The 21492-nt window shown below is 58.1% G+C and carries 19 protein-coding genes; 7 read left to right on the plus strand and 12 right to left on the minus strand.

The annotated features are described in order from the left end of the window. Nucleotides 1-25: 25 nt before the first annotated feature. The 6 genes from BLR44_RS19120 to fbaA form a co-directional block, all read right to left on the minus strand. Nucleotides 26-1186: a CNNM domain-containing protein gene (locus BLR44_RS19120; RefSeq protein WP_089685399.1), complete on the minus strand. Its 1161-nt coding sequence runs from the start codon at nucleotides 1184-1186 to the stop codon at nucleotides 26-28. 56 nt (nucleotides 1187-1242) lie between these two features. Next, nucleotides 1243-2010 carry a DUF3667 domain-containing protein gene (locus BLR44_RS19125; protein WP_089685027.1) on the minus strand — a complete coding sequence of 256 codons (768 nt, stop codon included), beginning with the start codon at nucleotides 2008-2010 and terminating at the stop codon, nucleotides 1243-1245. A 92-nt stretch (nucleotides 2011-2102) separates the two neighbouring features. Continuing rightward, nucleotides 2103-3623 carry a GH3 auxin-responsive promoter family protein gene (locus BLR44_RS19130; RefSeq protein WP_089685030.1) on the minus strand — a complete coding sequence of 507 codons (1521 nt, stop codon included), beginning with the start codon at nucleotides 3621-3623 and terminating at the stop codon, nucleotides 2103-2105. 79 nt (nucleotides 3624-3702) lie between these two features. Beyond that, the gene (lptB, locus tag BLR44_RS19135) at nucleotides 3703-4434 is read right to left on the minus strand and encodes an LPS export ABC transporter ATP-binding protein (RefSeq protein WP_089685033.1); all 732 of its coding nucleotides are present in this window, start codon (nucleotides 4432-4434) and stop codon (nucleotides 3703-3705) included. Between the two features lie 102 nt (nucleotides 4435-4536). Further along, nucleotides 4537-5082, minus strand: a complete 546-nt coding sequence (locus BLR44_RS19140; protein WP_089685038.1) for an AAA family ATPase — start codon at nucleotides 5080-5082, stop codon at nucleotides 4537-4539. A gap of 91 nt (nucleotides 5083-5173) precedes the next feature. After that, entirely contained in the window at nucleotides 5174-6253 is a 1080-nt protein-coding gene (gene fbaA, locus BLR44_RS19145; protein ID WP_089685041.1) for a class II fructose-bisphosphate aldolase, read from the minus strand. 233 nt (nucleotides 6254-6486) lie between these two features. On the opposite strand from fbaA, the gene BLR44_RS19150 reads away from it, so the two are divergent. Further along, complete coding sequence (locus tag BLR44_RS19150) at nucleotides 6487-7458, plus strand: isopenicillin N synthase family dioxygenase (RefSeq protein WP_089685044.1); 972 nt, start codon at nucleotides 6487-6489, stop codon at nucleotides 7456-7458. A gap of 50 nt (nucleotides 7459-7508) precedes the next feature. Beyond that, nucleotides 7509-8735 (plus strand): chromate efflux transporter, encoded by a 1227-nt coding sequence (gene chrA, locus BLR44_RS19155; RefSeq protein ID WP_089685047.1) that lies wholly within the window; start codon nucleotides 7509-7511, stop codon nucleotides 8733-8735. Here chrA and BLR44_RS19160 read toward each other — a convergent pair. From BLR44_RS19160 to BLR44_RS19185, 6 genes are all read right to left on the minus strand, one after another. Then, nucleotides 8628-9527 carry a sulfate/molybdate ABC transporter ATP-binding protein gene (locus BLR44_RS19160; RefSeq protein ID WP_176956120.1) on the minus strand — a complete coding sequence of 300 codons (900 nt, stop codon included), beginning with the start codon at nucleotides 9525-9527 and terminating at the stop codon, nucleotides 8628-8630. The genes chrA and BLR44_RS19160 overlap by 108 nt on opposite strands. Nucleotides 9528-9532: 5 nt before the next feature. Next, a complete protein-coding gene (gene modB / locus BLR44_RS19165) occupies nucleotides 9533-10207 on the minus strand; it encodes a molybdate ABC transporter permease subunit (protein WP_089685054.1) in 675 nt (224 codons plus the stop codon). Between the two features lie 17 nt (nucleotides 10208-10224). After that, on the minus strand, nucleotides 10225-10974 hold the full coding sequence (gene modA / locus BLR44_RS19170; RefSeq protein ID WP_176956121.1) for a molybdate ABC transporter substrate-binding protein: 750 nt from the start codon (nucleotides 10972-10974) through the stop codon (nucleotides 10225-10227). A gap of 38 nt (nucleotides 10975-11012) precedes the next feature. Beyond that, the gene (locus BLR44_RS19175) at nucleotides 11013-12239 is read right to left on the minus strand and encodes a metallophosphoesterase family protein (RefSeq protein ID WP_089685400.1); all 1227 of its coding nucleotides are present in this window, start codon (nucleotides 12237-12239) and stop codon (nucleotides 11013-11015) included. 183 nt (nucleotides 12240-12422) lie between these two features. Continuing rightward, entirely contained in the window at nucleotides 12423-12974 is a 552-nt protein-coding gene (locus tag BLR44_RS19180; protein WP_176956122.1) for a fasciclin domain-containing protein, read from the minus strand. Between the two features lie 280 nt (nucleotides 12975-13254). Then, complete coding sequence (locus BLR44_RS19185) at nucleotides 13255-14820, minus strand: sulfatase family protein (RefSeq protein WP_089685402.1); 1566 nt, start codon at nucleotides 14818-14820, stop codon at nucleotides 13255-13257. 185 nt (nucleotides 14821-15005) lie between these two features. Here BLR44_RS19185 and BLR44_RS19190 point away from each other — a divergent pair, with 185 nt between their 5' ends. The 5 genes from BLR44_RS19190 (at nucleotide 15006) to BLR44_RS19210 (ending at nucleotide 21485) form a co-directional block, all read left to right on the plus strand. Next, nucleotides 15006-16346 (plus strand): alkaline phosphatase D family protein, encoded by a 1341-nt coding sequence (locus tag BLR44_RS19190; protein WP_089685063.1) that lies wholly within the window; start codon nucleotides 15006-15008, stop codon nucleotides 16344-16346. Then, the gene (locus BLR44_RS19195; protein WP_089685067.1) at nucleotides 16307-17302 is read left to right on the plus strand and encodes a glycosyltransferase; all 996 of its coding nucleotides are present in this window, start codon (nucleotides 16307-16309) and stop codon (nucleotides 17300-17302) included. The genes BLR44_RS19190 and BLR44_RS19195 overlap by 40 nt, the downstream gene beginning before the upstream one ends. Before the next feature lie 51 nt (nucleotides 17303-17353). Further along, nucleotides 17354-18337: a glycosyltransferase family 2 protein gene (locus BLR44_RS19200; RefSeq protein ID WP_089685070.1), complete on the plus strand. Its 984-nt coding sequence runs from the start codon at nucleotides 17354-17356 to the stop codon at nucleotides 18335-18337. 122 nt (nucleotides 18338-18459) lie between these two features. Further along, a complete protein-coding gene (locus tag BLR44_RS19205; RefSeq protein WP_089685074.1) occupies nucleotides 18460-18798 on the plus strand; it encodes a PadR family transcriptional regulator in 339 nt (112 codons plus the stop codon). After that, complete coding sequence (locus tag BLR44_RS19210) at nucleotides 18795-21485, plus strand: ABC transporter permease (RefSeq protein ID WP_089685077.1); 2691 nt, start codon at nucleotides 18795-18797, stop codon at nucleotides 21483-21485. Before BLR44_RS19205 ends, BLR44_RS19210 begins: the two co-directional genes overlap by 4 nt. The last annotated feature ends 7 nt before the right edge of the window (nucleotides 21486-21492 follow it).

A 21492-nucleotide genomic window follows, 5' to 3' on the forward strand; every position in this document is an offset into this window, starting at 1 on the left:
CGCAAAGTAGTGAAAAATAGGATGATCAGTCGGACGTGTTGCCATCTTTGTGTGCAGCAGACGACTCCCCGGCCGGAGGCTGCCCGCCGGTCAGGCCCAGTTGAATGGTTTTCTCCCGCGCTTCTTCTTCCTCACGCAATTCTTCCGTCAGCAAGCCCAGCCGCTCGGCTCGCTGCCGCCAGCGTGTCCGCGCCAGTACCTGCATGTCCTGCGTGCTGTCAAACTCATCCATAATTTCGATGCCCAGCAACGTCTCCATTACGTCTTCCATCGTCACGATGCCCGCCATGCCGCCATACGGATCGGTCACCAGGGCAATCTGCTCACGCTCGGCCAGCAGCATTTCGAACAGGCGGGGCAGCGGGGTCTCTTCACCGACCACCATCAGCGAACGCACTACTTCCTTTACGGGCAGCTTGTGCTGGTCTTTGGCCAGTTTGTCCAACACGTCGTGCTTGTGAATAAAGCCGAGCACGTGGTCTTTCTGCTTGTGGTACACCGGGATGCGCGTAAACTTAGGAAAGTTCTCGTCCTGAAACACCTGCTTCAGACTCAGGTTATCCGGATAGGCCACCACCACGGTGCGGGGCGTCATGATGTCTTCCGTTTTGATGGACTTGAACCGAATCAGGTTTTTCAGAATGCGCGATTCGCTTTCTTCGAAAATACCTTCCTGATGGCCCAAATCGGCCATGGCCGAGATCTCGTCACGACTAATGCTGGGTTCTTTTTCTCGGCGCGTCAACAAGCTCGTAATGCCTTTGGCCACAAACACAAACGGCAGCATCAGCGGTACAATGAGGCGCAACATGGTGACGGTAAACGGCGTCAGCGCCTTCCAGTAATTCGCACCCAGGGTCTTGGGAATAATCTCCGACAACACCAGAATCAGCAGCGTCAGCACTACAGAAATCGCGACCGTCGACACCTCGCGAAACACCACGGCCGCCTGCGCGCCCACCCCCGCCGCGCCGATGGTATGGGCGATGGTGTTAAGAGAAAGAATGGCCGACAGGGGACGGTCCACATCGTCTTTCAGGCGACGGAGACGCCCCCCGGTTATGGGATCTTTTTCTTCCAGTGCCAGAATGTACGAGGGCGTGATGCTGAGCAGAACAGCCTCCAGAATGGAACACAGAAAGGAAAAAAGAATGGCAAGAAGTAAATAGAAAAGCAGTAGGGCCATGCCGAACAAAGAGTTGTCTCTTACTTAACGAGTCGCTGCCCGACAGGTTAGGGAAATCAGGATTTCATGTAGTGGACCAGCAACCCGATGAAAGGCGAAAGCAGGCTGACGATCGCGATGAACATCCCCAACCCCAACAGAAGCGACAGGGCAATTTTCAGCCAACCTTTCCAGCCGCGCACCTGCAAAAAACGTTGCGCGGCGTAAATCGCGTACGCGCTTGTCGCCACCATGGAAACGGGGCTGAACAAACGAAACATCTCTCCTGACCCGACCCACAACAAGGGCAACAGCCCGATGCTCAGCAAGTTGGTGTGGCCCATAATGTAGGTATACGCCACAAAATGCTGCAAGTAGCGCGGGCGTTGCTTATGAAACAACCACTTGCTTGACAACGCCAGCACTGGTACATAAAACAAAACGACCATGAACGGAAGGTACTGTTGCATCAGCCGACTCATCCCCTCGGCAATTTTTGCCTGCTCGCGAAGCACTTGATCAGAGACTTCCAAACCCATCAGCCGATTGCCATGCGCCGCGCTGCTCATGATCATTTCTTCCCAATCGATCGTCAGGTTGAGTAATACAGTATAGAGGGTCGCCATCAGGAAGATGTACTTGAACGGCCCGAAGTAGTCTTTGCGTCGTTTCAGATAGGCGTTGATGGGCTCTTCCGGACACACAAACATCGCCCGCACCGTGCCCACCAGGCTGCGCTCCAGGTTAAAGACGCCCGTCAGAAAATCCGCCGCCAGGTCTTTGGCCGAACTTTCGTCTACTTCGTTGTCCTGCGTTTTTGCGACGGTTGGCTCTTCCTGTGACATCTTTCTTCGTACATGACCATGCCGAAAATAAAACTCTTTTGTGAGTTATCGAGGCTGCACCCGAAAAATACCGTGAAAACTTGCCGTAGGCGTTAGGCTTCCTGGAGCATTTCTTTGATCTCGTCTACGTACTGGCGGCTGTTGAACAACCGGGGGACTTTGTGCTGGCCGCCCAGCTTGCCGCGCCGTTTCATCCAATTGTAGAACGTGCCGGGCGGCACGGCATGAACCACCGGCGCGACCAGCGCCAGGTCGTGCGAGCGCTTGGCATCGTAGTCAGAATTGATCTGACGCAAGTGATCGTCGAGGAGGTGGGTGAACTGCGCTAGGTCAGTCGGTTCCTTTTCAAACTCAATGATCCACTCGTGGCCGCCCCGGTTCGAGGTGCCCAGGTAGACGGGCGCGGCCGTGAAGTCCGCCATCACCGCGTCGGTTTGGCGACACGCTTCAGCAATGGCCTGTTCGGCGTTCTCGACGATGACCTCTTCGCCGAAAGCGTTGATAAAATTTTTGGTACGGCCGCTGATGCGAATCCGGTACGGGCTCAGCGACGTGAAGCGAACCGTATCGCCGATCAGGTAACGCCAGAGGCCCGCGTTGGTCGAAATCACCAGCGCATAATTTTTGTGCAGCTCGACCTCGTCGAGGCTGAGCGTGCGGGGATGTTCCCTGCCGAGTTCTTCGGTCGGAATAAATTCATAATACACGCCGTAGTCGAGCAGCAACAGCAGTTGATCGGGCAGGCTGAGGTCGTCCTGAATGCCGAAGAACCCTTCCGAAGCATTGTAAATCTCCATGTAGTGCATCTGCGACGAAGGAATCAGATCGGCGAACAATTGGCGGTAAGGTGTAAAAGACACCGCACCGTGGGCGAACAACTCCAGGTTGGGCCACACTTCCAGGATGTTGCGTTTGCCCGTTAACTCCAGAATGCGTTCGATCAGCACGATGGTCCAGGTCGGCACGCCCGAGAAGCTGGTGACGTTTTCGCCGATGGTTTCGCGGGCCATCCGCTCGATTTTTGGCTCCCAGTCGCTCATCAGGGCGGTTTCGATCGAAGGGGTGCGGATCATCTGTGCCCAGATCGGCAGGTTGTGCATGATGATGGCCGATACGTCGCCGATGCGTGTGCCTTCGGCCAGGTCGTTGTTCTGCAACGATCCGCCGATGGTCAGCCCCTTGCCGCTGAACAGCTTGGTGTCGGGGCGGTTGTGCACATACATCGACAGAAGGTCTTTGCCGCCTTTGTAGTGGCACTCTTCGAGCGATTCGTCCGAGACGGGAATGAATTTGCTGCGGGCGTTGGTGGTACCCGACGATTTGGAAAACCAGCGAATGCGCGAGGGCCACAGCACGTTCTGCTCCCCTCGTAAGACGCGCTCGATCCAGGGACTGAGCTGTTCGTAAGTGGAGATGGGGACGCGTTCCCGGTAGGTTTCGGGGGAATCGATGTCGGCATAGCCGTATTTTTTGCCCCATTCGGTCGGACGGGCTTCTTCGATCAGTTGCCGAAAAACATCGCGTTGCGTTTCGTGGGGGTACTTCCGAAAATGTTCGATTTGCCGGAAGCGTTTTTCCATAAACCAGGTCAGGACCGCGTTGAGTAATTCCATAGGGAGCGTGGCGGAAATCAGGTTCCGAGCCTTATTTACGTAAAGTAGGCCGACAAAGGTATGAAGTTCTGAACTTCTCTTAGATTTTCCGGCGCAACTCAAAATGTTGCCCCAGGTAGGCCCGGCGCACCTGCTCGTCGGCGGCCAGCTCTTCGGCGGTGCCGGCTTTCAGGATGCGTCCCTCGAACATGATGTACGCCCGGTCGGTAATGGAAAGTGTCTCGTTCACGTTGTGGTCCGTAATCAGAATGCCGATGTTCCGGTTTTTCAGCTTGGCCACGATGCCCTGAATTTCTTCCACCGCAATGGGGTCTACGCCCGCAAAAGGCTCGTCCAGCAGCACAAACTTAGGATCGACCGCCAGCGCCCGTGCAATCTCGGTTCGGCGGCGTTCGCCCCCCGACAGCACGCGCCCCAAGTTTTTCCGCACGTGGGTCAGGCTAAACTCTTCCAGCAGGGCTTCCATCTTTTCGCGCTGCACCGCTTTGGGCTGATTGGTCAGCTCCAGTACGCCCAGGATGTTGTCTTCGACCGAAAGGGTACGGAACACCGAGGCTTCTTGCGCCAGGTACCCGATGCCGCGCTTGGCCCGGCGGTACATGGGCTGACTGGTGATGTCCTCCTTATCAAGATAGATCCGGCCGCTGTTGGGTTTGATCAGGCCCACAATCATGTAGAACGAGGTGGTTTTCCCCGCGCCGTTCGGGCCCAGCAGCCCGACAATCTCCCCCTGATTTACTTCGACGGATACCTGGTTGACGACCGTGCGTTTTTTGTACTTCTTAATTAAGGTATCGGCGCGTAGAATCATGGTGTTGTCCGTTTTGGGTTCGGTTCACGAAAGTAGCAAGAATCGTGCGGGAAAGGGCAACAGTCACGGAATAGCGATGGGGTGTTGCTCCGCACGCATGCGCTAGAGCTTCAGGGTTTGTACATGTTGCATCACCGCCTGCACCCGGTGCTCCACCGTCATATCACCCCGGAGTTGCAAAACCGGGCACGGCAAGGCCGACATCCACGTTTCGTGAACCACAAGCGACCGGCCACGAAACGTGCTGTCGTCGTAGCGGGCCGCCCAGGCAATAAACGCTTCGTACTGCCGCCGGCGGACCGGGTCTGTTCTGATGATGTCGCCGTAGCGCTTGTGTTCGCGCGACCGCAGCCGTTCCAACCGAACCGACGGCGGAATCCAGATAAAAACCGCTAGGTCAAAACGCAAAGGCCACTCGGGTCCCCAGCTAACCAGCGAACCGCCCAACACCCAAGCCGCCTGAGCGCTCAGGGCTTCGCGCAACCGGTCATTCCGAACGACGGGGTCGCGGCGAATTGTAAACGGCGGATCAGATTCTTCCCAGTAGTAGGCATCGGCATCGAAGTAAGGACATCCCAACGCTGCCGCCAGTCGATTTCCCAGCGTCGTGACACCCGAACCTGAGGCGCCGAAGATGTGTATTCTCATGGCTATAGACAAGAAAGGTTCTGTTCGTGGTAGAACAGAACCTTTCGGATCATATCATCGGACGCCGGTGGCCCGTTTGGTCTCGTACGTATTAGCCGTTCCGGCCGATGCAATTCAGGTCTTCGAACGCCTGTTTCAGCCGCTTGATCATCGACTTTTCGCCATCGCGCAGCCAAACGCGCGGATCGTAGTATTTTTTGTTCGGGCTGTCGGGGCCTTCGGGGTTCCCGATCTGCGCCTGCAGGTAGCCGCGTTTGCCGGCTTCGTACGCACGAATGCCGTCCCAGAACGCCCACTGCATGTCGGTATCGATGTTCATCTTCACCGCGCCGTACTGAATCGCCTCGCGGATTTCTTCCTGCGTAGAGCCGGAACCACCGTGGAACACGAAGTTGATCGGGTTGGCCGACGTATTGAATTTCTGCTGTACGTAGTCCTGCGAATTTTTCAGGATAACGGGCTTCAGCGAAACGTTACCGGGCTTGTAGACCCCGTGTACGTTCCCAAAGGCAGCGGCGATGGTAAACCGGTCGCTTACTTCTTTCAACTCTTTGTAAGAGTAGGCCACCTCTTCGGGTTGTGTGTAGAGGCGGGCGTTGTCGACGTGCGTGTTGTCCACCCCGTCTTCTTCACCACCGGTGACACCCAGTTCGATTTCGAGCGTGATGCCCAACTGGTCCATGCGCTGCAGGTACGTTTTGCAGACGGCCACGTTCTCTTCCAGAGGTTCTTCCGACAGGTCGAGCATGTGCGAAGAGAAGAGGGCTTTGCCGTTTTTCTCGTAATGCTTCTCGCTGGCGTCGAGCAGACCGTCGATCCAGGGCAGCAGTTTCTTGGCAGCGTGGTCGGTGTGCAGAATGACCGTAACGCCGTAGGCTTCGGCCAGCGTATGTACGTGCTTGGCCCCCGAAATGGCACCCAGAATCGCGGCTTTCTGGCCGTCGTTCGAGAGCCCCTTGCCGGCGTAGAAGGAAGCTCCTCCGTTCGAAAACTGGACGATGACGGGAGAGTTGACTTCACGGGCGGTTTCCAATACGGCGTTGATGCTGTTGGTTCCCGTTACGTTGACCGCCGGCATGGCAAAGTCGTGGGCGTTGGCGTAATTCAACAGTTCGGTTACTTCGTCGCCGGCCAACACACCCGGTCGGAATAGAGTCTTCGCACTACTCATAAATAGTCAGGAAAGTTAATTTTACAAGGATTATTTTGGGTATCGGGCAGAATAGCGTTATTAACTATGGTCATACGCGCCTTTTTCCCCGCATGATTCTGTCCCGCGTAACCTGATCGGCGGCAAGTTAGTAAAGATTACGGGATGACGCACAGTCCTTCCCGCATGCCACCAAAATTGGTTACTTTCGCGCCGTTTCATAACCGCCGTTTTCGGCTATAAATTCCACCATTATGCAAGAACCATTGCTGGAAGAAATTCCGTCGCTTGATCTCGCACATTTCACGCAGGGCACGCCCGAGCAGAAGCAGAAATTTGTGCAGGACCTGGGCCGGGCCTATAACGAAATTGGCTTTGTGGCCATCCGCAATCACGGACTTTCCGATGAGTTGACGCGGAATTTATACGATACTGTCAAGAAGTTCTTCTCCCTTCCGGAAGAAGTAAAAGAAAAGTACGATGTGCCGGGCATGGCCGGGCAGCGCGGCTACGTCGGCAAAGGCAAAGAGCACGCGAAGGGCCGCACCGTGGGCGACCTGAAAGAGTTCTACCACGTAGGGCAGGAAGTAGAAGGCGACGATCCGGTCAAAGATCAATATCCGGGCAACATCTGGCCCGACGAAATTCCTGAATTTGAGGACTACACCGTTACGGCCTACAAAACGCTGGAGCGCACAGGCAAGCAGATGCTCCGCGCCATTGCGCTGTACCTTGGGCTGGACGAAGATTATTTTGAAGACAAAGTGAAGAACGGTAACAGCATTTTGCGGGCCATTCATTACTTTCCGATCGAAAACCCGGAGGCCGTTCCGGCCGATGCCGTGCGGGCTGCGGCCCACGGCGACATCAACCTGATTACGCTGCTGATGGGGGCGTCGGCCGAAGGGCTGCAGGTGCAACGCCGCGACGGCAAGTGGATTCCGATCACGGCGCTGCCCGATCAGATCGTGGTGAACGTGGGCGACATGTTGGATCGCCTGACGAATCACAAGCTGAAATCGACCATTCACCGGGTGGTGAATCCGCCCCGCGAAAAGATGAAATCGTCTCGTTACTCCATTCCGTTCTTTATGCATCCGCGCTCGGAAATGGACCTGACGTGCCTGAACTCGTGTATAGACGAGGAACACCCCAAACAGTACGCTGACATGACCGCCGGCGAATTTTTGGACGAACGGCTCCGAGAAATCGGCCTGAAAAAGTAATTCCGTCGCGGCGCATCTGCCGATGCGCCGCTTTCCCCCTTGGTCGGCGTATGGGCAAAACGTACCTTAAAACGCCCCGTACCCTGGTGCCGGAGATGACGACCCGCCGTATCCGTCACTACATTTTCTTACGGGATGTTCTGATTCTGACCGCCACTACCTTCGGTGGCCCTCAGGCCCATATTGCCCTCTTTATCGACATGATGGTGGTCCGCCGTCGCTACCTGACCGAAGGGGAGCTGATGGAGTTGTATGCTCTCTGTCAGATGCTGCCCGGCCCTACGTCGACGCAAACCCTCACAGCCATTGGCTTCAAAATCGGCGGACCGCGGCTGGCCTTCCTGACGCTGCTGGTCTGGATTCTGCCCGCGTCGCTGTTCATGACGGCGGCGGCCGTGGGCATCTCTTACCTGCAGGTGCGCAGCTCGTCGATGGAATTCACGCGCTTTATTCACCCCATTGCGGTAGGGTTTGTTTCGTACGCGGCCTATCGCATCGCCACGCGGGTCATCCACACGCCCGTTGGTTTTCTGCTGATGGCCGTAGCGGCCGTGGCCTCCTACTTCGTGCGGTCGCCGTGGGTGTTTCCGGGCGTGCTGATCGTGAGTGGGGCCATTACGGCCATTCGCTACCGGAACCGCCACCAGCGGGAAGAGAAAGAGCCGCTGCGCATCGAATGGGCCAATTTTGTGTTGTTCGCGGGGGTGTTTATCGGGGCGGCAGTGCTGGGGGCTATCACGCGCGAATTGCCCGTTCGCCTGTTCGAGAATTTCTACCGCAACGGTAGCCTGATTTTCGGCGGGGGGCAGGTGCTGATCCCGCTGATGTATACCGAGTTTGTCGAGTTCAAGCACTACCTCTCGTCCGAGGAGTTTCTGTCGGGGTTTGCACTGGTGCAGGCCCTTCCGGGACCAGTCTTTTCGTTTTGTGCTTACATCGGCACGCTTTCCATGCGCGACTGGGGCATCTGGGGCGAACTGCTGGGCAGCCTCGTGGCCGTAACCGGGATTTTCCTGCCAGGCACGTTCCTGATCTTTTTTGTGATTCGGTTCTGGACGCAACTGAAACGTTACCGGGTGGTACGCGCGTCGCTCGACGGCATTCAGGCCGCATCGGCGGGGCTGGTCGTGGCGGCAGCGGTGTTGCTGTTCGACCCGATCGAGGGCAGTTTACTGAACGTCGGCATCATTGTCGTTACGTTTCTGCTGTTGTTCAAAACTAAGCTTCCCGCCTTCGCAATCATCGCGGCTGGGCTGGTCGCGGGGTTTATCTTCTGATCCTTTTTCTTGCCGGGAGTCCGCTCCATTCCAGACCAGCCGCGTTCCGGGGGGAGGCACGTCGTTCGCCAACGGCAACGTTCTGAGCTGAATTTCCAGCGCGACCTGCATTTCCTGCCGAGCCGCGTCGGTACTGACCACGTATGCCGTACGCGGAATGGGGACTTCCACGCATTTGCCGCTCTGCAATTGAAACGCCCGGTCAGCCAGCCAGAAGGCATCCAGCGGATCGTGACTGACCAGCAAGGTGGTGAGGTCCCAGGTTTGGTGCAACTGGCGGAGGATCTGCCGCACGTCGTCTTTCAGTTCCGGATCGAGGGCCGCAAAGGGTTCGTCCAGCAACAGGAGGCGCGGTTTCCGCACGAGCGCACGCGCCAGGGCCACGCGCTGCTGTTGTCCCCCGCTCAGCCGACGCGGCCGACGCGCCTGCAACTGCGTCAGTTGAAACACCTCCAGCAGTTCGTCGATCAGGGGCGTTTCCATGCCGGCGGCAAACGCCAGGTTTTCGCGAACCGACAGATGAGGAAACAGGGCGTATTCCTGAAAGACCAGCCCGACCGACCGCTTCTGGGGCGGTAGATTTACCCGTTGTGCCGCGTCGAACCACACATCGCCGTTGACACGGAGGGTCCCCGCATCGGGCTTGAGTAACCCGGCCCACATCCGCAGAATCGAGGTTTTGCCCGCCCCCGACGGCCCGGACAGCACCGTCAGGCTCCCCGGCGGCAGGTCCAGTGCAATGTCCAGCGTGAGGTGCCCATCGCCCCCCTGCAACGCTTTCGTGACCCGCATCTCCATCAGATCACCCGCGCCGTCCGGCGATTTTGGTACGTGTAAACGCCCAGCAATACGACGAATGAGAACAGCAGCAACACCAGGGCGTAGCGGTCGGCCGCATCATACTGCAACATCTCCACTTCGTTGTAAATGGCGATGGACGCGACACGCGTCTCGCCGGGGATGCTCCCCCCGATCATCAAGATCACCCCGAATTCGCCGATGGTGTGTGCGAACGTCATGACGGCACCCACCACCACCGAGGCGCGCACCATCGGCAGCAACACGCGTACGAAAGTCGTTAATCGCGATTTCCCGAGCGTATAGGCTACCTCTTCGTAAACCGTCGATACGCCTTCGAGGGCCGAAAGGATGGGATTGATCATGAACGGCAGGCTGTAAATCACCGAGCCGATCACCAACCCTGGAAAGCTGAACACCAGCCGCCAGCCGAACCAGTCGTCCAGCCAGCGCCCCAGCCCATTTTCCGGACTCATCAGCACCAGCAGGTAGTAGCCCAGCACCGTGGGAGGCAGCACCAGCGGCAGGCTGATCAGCGCCTGACCGATCACCTGCCCCCGCCCCCGGCGGAAGTGCAAGAGATAGACCAGCGGCAAGCCGATCAGGAGCAGCACCAGGGTCGTCACGAGGGCCAGTTTGAAGCTCAGCCAGAGTGGCTCCCACGAAAAAGTCATACGAACGGGTAATTGAGTCAAGGGGCAAGATAGCCCCATTTCTCCAGAATTGTGCGGGCGGTCGGCGTCCGGAAATAGGCCAGCAGCGCTTGTGTCGTCTGCCGTTCGGCGGCCGTTAATCCCTTCAGCACCACCATGCTGTGCGCAATGCCTCCCTCTTGTGGCAACGTCTGCCAGTAGCCTTTCTGCCCGATGGAAGAAGCGCGGGCCGAGGCGGCGGTAAAGGCGGCATCGACGGCCCCGGCCTGGATCAGGCGGTTGACCTGCCCTACGTTTTCGCCATAGACCATTTTAGGCCACACGGTGTCGTACAGGCGCTGGGCGCGCAGCCAGCGGACGGCTTCCTTGCCGAAGGGGGCCAGTTGCGGCTGGGCGATGGCGATTTTTTTGATCTGATTGCCGGGCAACAGCACGTTTATATCCTGATTTTCCAGGGGATAGCGACACCACAGCGCCAGTTGCCCGTAAGCCAGTACCTGCGGTGGTCCATCGGTTCGCTGCTGTTGCCACAGCGTATGCGGATACAGCGTATCAGCCGAGATGAACAGTGCAAAATGGGCCCCGTTGGTAATCTGGGCCGTCAGCACACCAGAGGACGCCACCACCAAGGTGGGTTTCTCGACCCGCTCCCGCGCAAACGAATCCACAATTTCCTGAAGCGGCAACCCCAGGCTGGCTGCGACGGCAATCCGGAGGGGTTGCGCCCCCACCGACAGGCAAACCGACCAGGCGCACACCAGCGGCGCAAACAGTCGAAAAAGCCTCATAGCATCTGGGGCAAAACCGCGAAGATCAGATGTACGCATCAGTCTTCATCTACGTCGATTACTTCGTCGAATAGCGCCAGCAGATCTTCGTTCGGCTGCTGGCCTTTCCGGGCCTGAAAATAGTCGCAGAACAGCGCTTTCAGATCCTTCGACAAATCGACTTTTTGCGTGGGCTCTTCTTCGCCTTCGGCCGTTTGTGTCCGCAGCTCGGGAATCAGGCTGACGATGCCGTCGTGCGAATCGTAGAGCGCTTTTTTGGTCGGGGCATCCAGGTAAGTATCGCTAACCAGCGTCAGTTCCAGAAAGGTGTCGGGGTTTTCGGGCAGCCACGCCAGCGCCGCTTCCGGCGACTCGAACCGCTTCCGCAGCAACTTTCGGCCTGCCTGCAACCGAATCGACTGGGTTTGCACCGGCCGACCAGGCTCAGCGTCGATCAGCACCACAAATTTGGGTTGATTGGCTTCGCTGAAACTGTAGGCCAGCGGGCTGCTGCTGTACACCACCGGGCAGGGCTGTTCGGCGACGGTCTGGTAGCGATGCAAATGCCCCAGCGCCACGTATTGCAACTGCGGCGGCAGGTTTTCGGTGTAGATGGCCTGGGCCCCTCCCAAATGCAAAATGGGCTTTTCGTCGTCGGGTTCTTCGGGGGCGGGGCCGTCTTTCTGCATAAAATACAGGTGCGCGACCATCATGTTGACCCCGTGTGCGTCGCAATAGGCATCGGCCAGCTGTTGCCAGGTGTCTTGCAATAGGGTACGCAATTCGCTTTCCTGATCTTCCGTTCCCAGAAAACGCCGCATCAGCGCTTCGTTGGCGTAGGGCGTCAGCAACAGGCGCAACGGATAGTCGAAATGCGGCAATTTCAGCTCGACAAAGCCGGGGGCAGAACGCACCACCGACACGCACCCGTCCCGCTCCGAGCACGTCACCGTGGTGGTGGGGCGACCGGCCAGCACAATGCCACAGGCCCGGGCCAGCGGATCGGGCGCCTGAATGCCATCAGCCGAATCGTGGTTGCCTGCAATGGCGACGACCGCGCGCTTCCCCCCCGCCGACAGCCGATGGATGGTGGCATAGAAGAGTTCGCTGGCCTCGTTCGAAGGCTTGAAGTTGTCGTACAGATCGCCGGCAATCAGCACGGCGTCGACCGCCTCGCGCTCGGCAAGCTGGCAGATTTCGTCCAGCACCGCCCGCTGCTCTTCCAGGCGGCTGTACTCGTTCAGCTTTTTTCCCAGGTGCCAGTCGGCGGTGTGGAGGATTTTCATGGGCTTTTGCAGATTCGTCTCCAACGAAAATACACAGCCTTTTGCGGATTTGCCCGAAAAATCCGTTCCGTGCCGGCCTCGGCCGAAACAGGAAAAATCCCGGCCATCGAACGACGACCGGGATTTCGATTGAGAAAACTAGCTTGCTTTGACTTATGAAGAAGTTGAGTTGAGAGAGCCTGGTTACGGAATCATGGCAATGTTGCCGATGGTGTGGATCACGCCGTTGCGCGAAGCAATGTTGCTGGTCAGGATCGGCGCACCGTTGATGTACACCTGATCGCCTTTGCGGCTGACGCGCAGCTTTTTGCCCTGCAACGTTTTGAGGTGTTGCCCGTCTTTCAGTTGGGCGACGTCGATCTGTCCGGGCACAATGTGGTAACGCAACAGGTCCGTCAGGATTTCGTTCCGGTCTTCCATCATTACGTTGAGGTAACGCTCCGGAATCATGTCGAACGCTTCGTCGATGGGCGCAAAGACCGTAAAGGGTCCATCCTGGTTGTTCAGGGTTTTGCCCAGGTCGGTGATCATCAGCGCTTCGCGGAAATAATTCAGATGTTCGTTGACGACTACATTAACGGTAATGGACTTGGTGGGCTCCATCACCATTTCTTTGATCGGCATATTTTCTTTGACGTATGGCATGCTGCTGGCAACAACTTGTGCACGGGCCGGAATGGTGGAAGCAGCGACTATACCTGTCAGCAACAGGGCGGAGATGGTTTTCTTAATCATGGTTGTCATCGTTTTGGTTCAGAAAGAGGGTTTCAAGTGCTTGTGGGGTGGGTTATCCCCGAAAGCATGAACCAAAGGTATACGACGTTTTTGGGCGTTCCTGGGGGTTTGGGATAAATGGGAACGCCTTCATATGAACGGAACCTGCCCGTGCCGACGTGATGAGTGGTAACCTGAGTACACAGGTTGTTAAGAGCGCTAAAACGCTGACCAGAGGAATAGGATATGGAGGAACGGCGGGCCTCCCCCGTCTGCTCCCCCACATTCCGGCCGTAATGGCTCAGTAATAGCCGCGGTACTCGTGATCGAGGCGTTTCATCGGCGGAACTTTCAGCGGGATTTGCATACCGTCGGTAGTCTCCAGCCAGTTCCACAAGTCCTGCTTTAGCCCCAGGGCAATGTCCTGGTGTTGCGGGCTTTTGATCAGGTTGTTCACCTCGTCCGGGTCGGTCTGCAGGTCATACAGTTCGTTCGGGTCCCACACGCCCCAGTTGTAGATGTACTTGTACCGCCCCGTCCGCACGGCAAAGATGGTCGGCGTCTGCGGGAAAGCGCTCTCCCAGTAATATTCGTAGTACATCTGATTGGGCCAGTGGGCTGTGTCGCCCTGCAGCACCGACAGAAACGATTGTCCGTTCATGTTCTCGGGTGTCGACAGGCCCGCCGCAGACAGGATCGTCGGCCCGACATCTACCCCCTGAACTACCGACTCGACAGTGGTGCCGGGCTGGATCAGGTCAGGACAGCGCGCCAGCATCGGTACGCGCATGGACGCTTCGTAAGCCGTACGCTTGTCGATGATGCCGTGCTCGCCGAACTGGAAGCCGTTGTCGCCCATGTAAATGACCAGGGTCGATTCCGCCAGCCCCTCCTGATCCAGGTAATCCAACACCCGCCCGATGCTGCGGTCCATGCTGTAGAGCGTTTCGCAGTAGCGGTAGAGGATGGTATCCATGTTGAACTGACCGTGGTAGGCGTAATCGACGCCGTGCCAGCTGTAGCGCTGCCGCTTGAGCCACTCGGGCATGTCATCGTAATTGACCCCCTCTTCGTCCTGAATGTGGCCCGGCTTGGTGTAATTGATCGAGGCGGGATAGTCGATGTCGTTGCCGTGGTACTTGTAGTGATCCTGTTGCGCCGGATCGAACTCAGCATGAACGGCTTTGTGCGACAGGTAGACGAAAAACGGCTTGTCCTTGTCGCGCTGTTTCAGGAAATCGAGGGCGTAATCGGTCAGAACTTCCGAGATATAAGCGCTGTCGCCGTGCTGCACTTCCGAGCCATCGACGTTGATGGTCGGGTTGTAGTACACGCCCTGGCCCCGGAAACTCACCCACCGGTCGAAACCCGGCCGCGGTTCGTTCCGGTCTTCGCCCATGTGCCACTTTCCGAAAAAGCCCGTCTGGTAGTTGGCCTTTTGCAGATACTGCGGAAAGAACGTGAGGCCGTCCGGCACGGGCGCGGAGTTGTCGACCACCGTATGGACGTGCGCATACTGCCCGGTCAGGATCGACGCGCGACTCGGCGAGCAAAGCGCCGTCGACACGAACGCGTTTTTCAGGTGCGCGCCTTCGCGGGCGATGCGGTCCAGGTTCGGCGTCTCCAGCCACGGCACCATGTTGTTCATGAAACTCATGAAATCGTACCGATGGTCGTCGCTCAGGATGAAGATGACGTTGCGGGGCGCACCGGCGCTGGTCAGCGGAGCGAGTTGTAGCGAATCTGTTTCACCGGCCGCAGCGCCGCCCGACTCCGATTGGCAGCCACTCAGCCAGCCAACGGATAAGAGCAGAAAGAAAAGCGGCAATGGGAAACGGGACGGAAGAGAGGGGTAGAGAGGTTGCATACGAAAAAGGTGAAGCGGAACATGGGGCAGCGGCACCCCTGCAGGTTGCTCAATATTAGAGATTCTGCCCCGAAATGTGCGACCGCCGCCCAAGAAATTCCGTCGGCGAGGGCGCTGCCGGAATCTTTTCCGCTTTGCAAAGCGCATGGGGCTGTCCGTTCTGGGAACAGGGCTTAACTTTGGCCATGCTTACACGATCTGCTCGCTTCTGTTGTTTTTGGCTGCTCTGCCTCGCCCCCCTTTCCCTGCGGGCTCAGGCTTCTTTGCTTCAATCCGGCCCGATGGTCGGCTACTCCGAAATGCGCGAAGTGGCCCTGTGGGTACAGACCACCACGGCTGCCGACGTCCGCTTCGAGTACTTCGATCAGGCGGAGCCGAAAACCCGCTACCGCACGCCGACCCAACGCACAGAACCGCAAGTGGCCTACGCCGCCACGCTGATTGCCGACCGGGTGCTGCCCGGCAAAACCTATACGTACGAACTGTTCATCAACAACCGGAAGGTGACGCGCCCCTATCCATTGACGTTTCAGTCACAGCCGTTGTGGCAGTGGCGTACCGATCCGCCCGATTTCACGTTTGCGACCGGCAGTTGTGCGTACATCAACGAACCCGCCTTTGACCGCCCCGGCACGCCCTACGGAAGCGACTACGAGATTTTCCAGGCGATGTACGAGACCCACCCGGCGTTTATGCTCTGGCTGGGCGACAACACCTACCTGCGCGAACCCGACTGGAACACACGCACGGGCGTACTGCACCGCTACACACACACCCGTTCGTTGCCCGAGATGCAGCCGTTCCTGGGTTCGGTCCACCAGTACGCCATCTGGGACGACCACGATTACGGCCCCAACGACGCTGACCGCAGCTTTGCCTACAAAGACCTGACGAGCGAGGTATTCCGTGCCTTCTGGCCCAACCCGAACTACGACGTCATCAACGAAGGCGGCATTACGGGCACGTTCGAGTGGGGCGATGTTCAGTTCTTTCTGCTGGACGACCGCTACTTCCGCACGCCGAACGACCGTTACGTGGGCGAACGTCACATGCTGGGCAAGGCGCAGATCGACTGGCTCATCGACGCGCTGGTGGGGAGCCGCGCCCCGTTTAAATTCATTGCCGTGGGGGGCCAGGTGCTGAACCCCGCGCCCATGTTCGAGACGATGGCGATTTATCCGGAAGAGCGCGAGGAACTGTTGCGCCGCCTCCGGGAGGTAAACGTACCCGGCGTGATTTTCCTGACCGGCGACCGCCACCATACGGAAATGAGCAAGCTGGAACGTCCCGGCACGTATCCACTCTACGACCTGACCACCTCGTCGCTGACCGCCGGCGTGGCCCCGCCTGCCAAGGATGAAAACAACTACCTGCGCGACCCCGAAAGCCTGCTGGTGGAACACAACTTCGCGCTGCTGTCCGTCACCGGGCCGCGCACCGACCGGATGCTGACCATCCGCATCCTCGACAAAGAAGGAAAGGAACGTTGGAAGAAAGAGATCAAAGCCAGCGAACTGCGTCCGTAGCGCCGCTCGTCACCGTCGTTTGCCTCTGCCACAACCACGCTCCCTTTGTCAAAGAGGCGCTGCGTTCGGTGTGGGCCCAGAGCTACGCCGCCATCGAACTGATTGTGGTCGACGACGGCAGCCGGGACGAGAGCGTGCGGGTGATCGAAAAAGAACTGCGCGACGAACCCTACGCTCATTTTCTGCACTGGAAAGAAGGCATCGGGAACTGCCGAGCCTTTAACAAAGCGTTGGCTCTTTCGACTGGCAACTATGTGATCGATCTGGCCGCCGACGATGTGCTGCTGCCCGACCGGGTAGAAAAACAGGTGGCGGCCTTCGAAGCGCTGGACCCGAACTGGGGCATTGTATTTTCGGACGCGGTCCTGATCGACGAACGCTCGCGGGTTACCGGCTACCAGTACGCCCGCGACAAACAGGGCAACCTGAAAAAACCGGTGCCGCAGGGCGATGTCTATCAGGCACTGCTGGGGCCGTTTTTCCTCCTCTCCCCGACCGTGATGTACCGCCGCGATATTTTGGAAGAGCTGGGTGGGTACGACGAAACGCTGCACTACGAAGATTTCGACATCCTGATCCGCACCGCGCGTCGCTATCTTTTCTATTACCTCGACGAGCCTACGACGATGAAGCGGCGTGTCAAACACTCGCTGTCGTCCCGTTTCTACCACCGCCGCCGTAACGATCTGCTGGAGTCGACGCTGCGGATTTGTGAGAAAGTGTACGCGATGAACCACACGCCCGACGAGCACGCCGCGCTGGCCTACACCGTCCGCTATCACCTCCGGCAAGCGTTTTACACCGAAAACTTCGCGTTGGTGGAAGGCTACTTTGCTTTGTTGGAACGCACCGGCCACGTCGATCCGCTCAGCCGCCGCCTGAGGCAACTGGCACGCTGGCGACTGCCCGTCTGGCCGCTCTACCGGCAGTACTTACGGCTGCGCAAACAGCTCTGATCAAACCCGATCCCGTCGGTTTTCCTACTTTTGCCGCCATTCTTTTGCCCTATGCTCTATTCGTTCATCATCCCCGTTTACAACCGCCCCGACGAACTCCTCGAACTGCTGGAGTCGATTACGCAACAGACGCACCAAAATTTCGAAGTCGTCATCATTGAAGACGGCTCCGAACAATCGTCGGAAGCGGTCGTGCGGTCGTTTCAGGACCGGCTGGACATTGCGTGGTATCCGACGACGGGTCGCATCGGGCAGGGCTTTTCGCGGAACCTGGGGTTCACCAAAGCCAAAGGCGACTACTTCATCATCCTCGATTCGGACACCACCATCGACCCCGATTACCTGGAAAACCTGGATCGGCACCTGAACGAACACGAACTGGATGCCTTCGGCGGGCCGGACCGGTCGCCCCGCGTCGCCACGCCGGTGCAACAGGCCATCGACTACTGCATGACGTCGCCCTTCACCACGGGCGGCATTCGCGGCCGGAAAAATCAGGTCGACAAATTCTACCCCCGGAGTTTCAACATGGGCTTTTCGCGCGAAGTGTACGAGGCAACGCAGGGCTTCAACCTCCCCTACCTGGGCGAAGACATTGAGTTGAGCACGCGCATCATGGAAAAGGGATTCAGCACCGGCCTCGTGCCCGATTCGCCCGTTTACCACAAGCGCAAAACGTCGTTTTTGAATTTCTACAAACAGATTCACTTTTTCGGGCGGGCGCGGGTCAACCTCTACAAGCTGTTTCCCCACACGCTGAAACTGCCGCACTTGTTCCCGGCTGTCTACCTATGCTACTTCGGCACGGCGGCGGTGGGCACGGTTATTCTGACGCGCAAGGGCCACCGGAAGGGCGCGCTTCTGCTGGCGCCCTGGGCACTGTACCAACTCCTCATCTTCACGCACGCGACGATGACGAAGAAAAGCCTCAAGGTCGGCCTCCTGAGTACCATCGGCGTCAATGTTCAGATGATCGGTTACGGGGCCGGTTTTATTCAGGACTTTGTGAAGCGGGTGGTGCTGAAAAAGAAGTAGCGTAGCTTTTCCTTCACTTTTTCCTCTCCCACTCATCCGGCTGTTTCGCCGCTCTTCCCATTAGGTGTGCAAAAGTGAATAATATCCATTTCTTTCACTTTTGCACATCATACGTTCGCGCCATGTCCCGCATTTATTTAGGAGAACTCGAAGAACTGATTCTGCTCATCGTCGCCATGTTGCAGGGCGAGGCCTACGGCGTCGCGGTGCAGACGGAAGTAAAAGAGCAAACCGGTCGCGCGGTCAATATCAGCGCGATTCATGCGGCCCTGCGGCGACTCGAAGCCAAAGGCTACCTGCGTTCCGAATGGGGCGACGCCACGGCCCAACGCGGCGGGCGACGCAAGCGCCTCTTCGTGGTGACCCAGGGGGGTGTCCATGCGCTGCAAACCCTGCGCGACATGCGCGTGCAGTTGTGGAACCAGATTCCCGGTCTTTCGCCCAACCTTTCCATCTCATGAAACGCGTACCCAACCAACCCAAGCCGGCCGCACCGCAGCCGGCTGCACCCCGCTGGGCCGACCGTTTTCTGTCGTGGTACTGCCGCCCCGAACTGCTGGAAGAGATTCAGGGCGATGTGTACGAACTCTTCGATCAGCGCCTCGAGACCACAGGCCTCGCGGCTGCCCGGCGTGGGTTTGTGTGGGACGTGCTGCGTTCCTTTCGCCTTTCTACCATTCGTCATCCCCTTCCCTCTTTCTCTCCTGCCATGTTCAGAAATCACCTCCAAGTCACCGTGCGCCACCTGCGCAAACAGAAATTCTACACCGGCATCAAAGTGGTGGGCTTCGCCCTCGGCCTGGCGTGTTGTCTGCTGATCCTGCTGTTCATCCGGCACGAACTGGGATACGACCGCTTTTACCCCGATGCGGACCGCCTCTACCGGGTGATCGCCGAGTACCGACAGGGCGACCGAAGCGGCATTGCCGCCTTTACCACCACGCCCCTGGCCGAAACACTGGAGCGCGACTATCCGGAAGTAGAACGAGCGGTGCGCGTCGCGCCCGGTTTTTACGATGCGGGCAGCAGCCTGATTCACCTGGAGGGCGAAACGCAGAATGTCTACGAAGAAGGATTTATGTACGCCGATCCGGCTTTTCTCGACGTCTTTAGCTTTCGGATGCAACAGGGCAACGCCGCTACCGCGCTCACCGAACCCTACTCGGTGGTGCTGACCGAACAGATGGCCGAGAAATACTTTCCTGACAAAAATCCGGTCGGGCAGGTGCTGATCCTCAACAATAACGCCGAACGGCCCTACCGGATCACGGGCGTGATGGAAAACGTGCCGGAGCAATCGCATTTCCGTTTCCAGTTCGTGCTCTCGATGAACAGCGTGGGCGACAGTCAGTTGCCGAACTGGGGCTACTCAAATTTCTTCACCTATGTGCGGCTGCAACCCGAAGCCGATGCAAAGGCACTGGAGGCCAAACTGCCGGAAATCGTGCACAAGTACATCGATCCCGACGGGGAAGCCGCCAAGGCCGGAAGATCGATGCGGTTTATGTTGCAACCTGTTCCGGAGGTGTACCTGTATTCCAGCGGTATTTTCGACAACGGCTACTTCAAGGTGGGGGACATTCAGTACGTCTGGCTGTTTGCGGCCGTGGCGCTCTTCGTGCTGCTCATCGCCAGCATCAACTTCATCAACCTCTCGACGGCCAAGTCGGCCAACCGCGCCCGCGAAGTCGGCATCCGCAAGGTGTTGGGCTCGGTGCGCGGCCAACTGGTTTCGCAGTTTCTAACCGAATCCGTCTTGCTGAGCGTCATCGCCTTTGCCGCGAGTCTGCTGCTGGCACAACTGGCGCTGCCCTTCTTCAACCGCCTTGCCGATCAACACCTGTCGCTACCGTTCGGGGAACTCTGGTTTATTCCTGGCTTGCTGCTGGCCGCCCTTGCGCTGGGCCTGCTGGCCGGGGCCTATCCTTCCCTCTTTCTCTCTTCTTTCCTTCCTGCACAGGTCCTGAAGGGCAAGCTCAGCCAGGGGGCCCGGAGCGGGCGGTTGCGTTCGGCGCTGGTGATCGTCCAGTTTACGACGTCCATCGTGCTGATCATCGCCACGTTGGTGGTGCAGCAGCAAATGCATTACATCCAGGACAAAAAGCTGGGCTTCGAGAAAGACCAGACCCTGATTCTGGAAGATACTTACGCGCTGGGCAACCAGATTCAGCCCTTCAAAGAAGCCCTGAAAAATCTTCCGAACGTCGCCCATGTCACCGTCACGGGGTTCCTGCCCGTCGCGGGATACGACCGCAACAATACCTCTGCCTGGCCCGAGGGGGGCCATCTACCCGAAGCGGAAGTGGGGCTGGCCAAGTGGTATGTCGATCACGACTACATTCCAACGCTGGGCATGCAGATGCTTGAAGGGCGCAACTTTTCGCTCGACTTCCCTTCGGATTCGCAGGCCATCATCCTCAACAAAAAAGCGGTGGCGATGTTGGGCTGGGATGACCCCATCGGCCAACGCGTCAGTTCGTACACTTACCTGGACGACAAAACCGGTGAGCTGCTGCACAAGACCTATACCGTGATCGGCGTGGTGGAAGATTTTCATTACGAATCGATGAAACAAGACATCGCCGGTCTGAGTCTGGTCCTTGGCGGTAACACCGGCGCGACGGCGCTCAAAGTCCACACCGAGGACATGGCGCAACTTCTTGAAGACGTGCAACAGGTCTGGCAGTCCTTCGCGCCCACCGAACCCTTCCGGTATCACTTCCTGGACGAACAATTTGCCAACATGTACCGGACGGAGCACCGGGTCGGGCAACTCTTCGCCATCTTCGCCGGGCTGGCCATTGCGGTGGCGTGCCTGGGGTTGTTTGCCCTGGCGGCGTTCATGGCCGAGCAGCGCACGAAAGAAATCAGTGTCCGGAAAGTGCTGGGCGCGTCTGTACACAGTCTCTTTTTCCTGCTGACCCGGAATTTTGTGGTGATGGTGCTGGTGGCGTTGGCTTGTGCCATCCCCCTGGCGTGGTACCTGATGCACCGGTGGCTCCAGGACTTCGTCTACCGCACCACCATCGGCTGGGAAGTATTCGCCGTGGCCGGGCTGGCTGCACTGGGCGTTACCCTCCTGACGATCAGCTACCAAGCCATTCGGGCGGCGTTCCTGAACCCGGCCGATACGTTGCGGTCGGAATAGTCGGTTT

The organism is Catalinimonas alkaloidigena (genome assembly GCF_900100765.1).
Classification (GTDB): Bacteria; Bacteroidota; Bacteroidia; order Cytophagales; family Flexibacteraceae; genus Mooreia; species Mooreia alkaloidigena.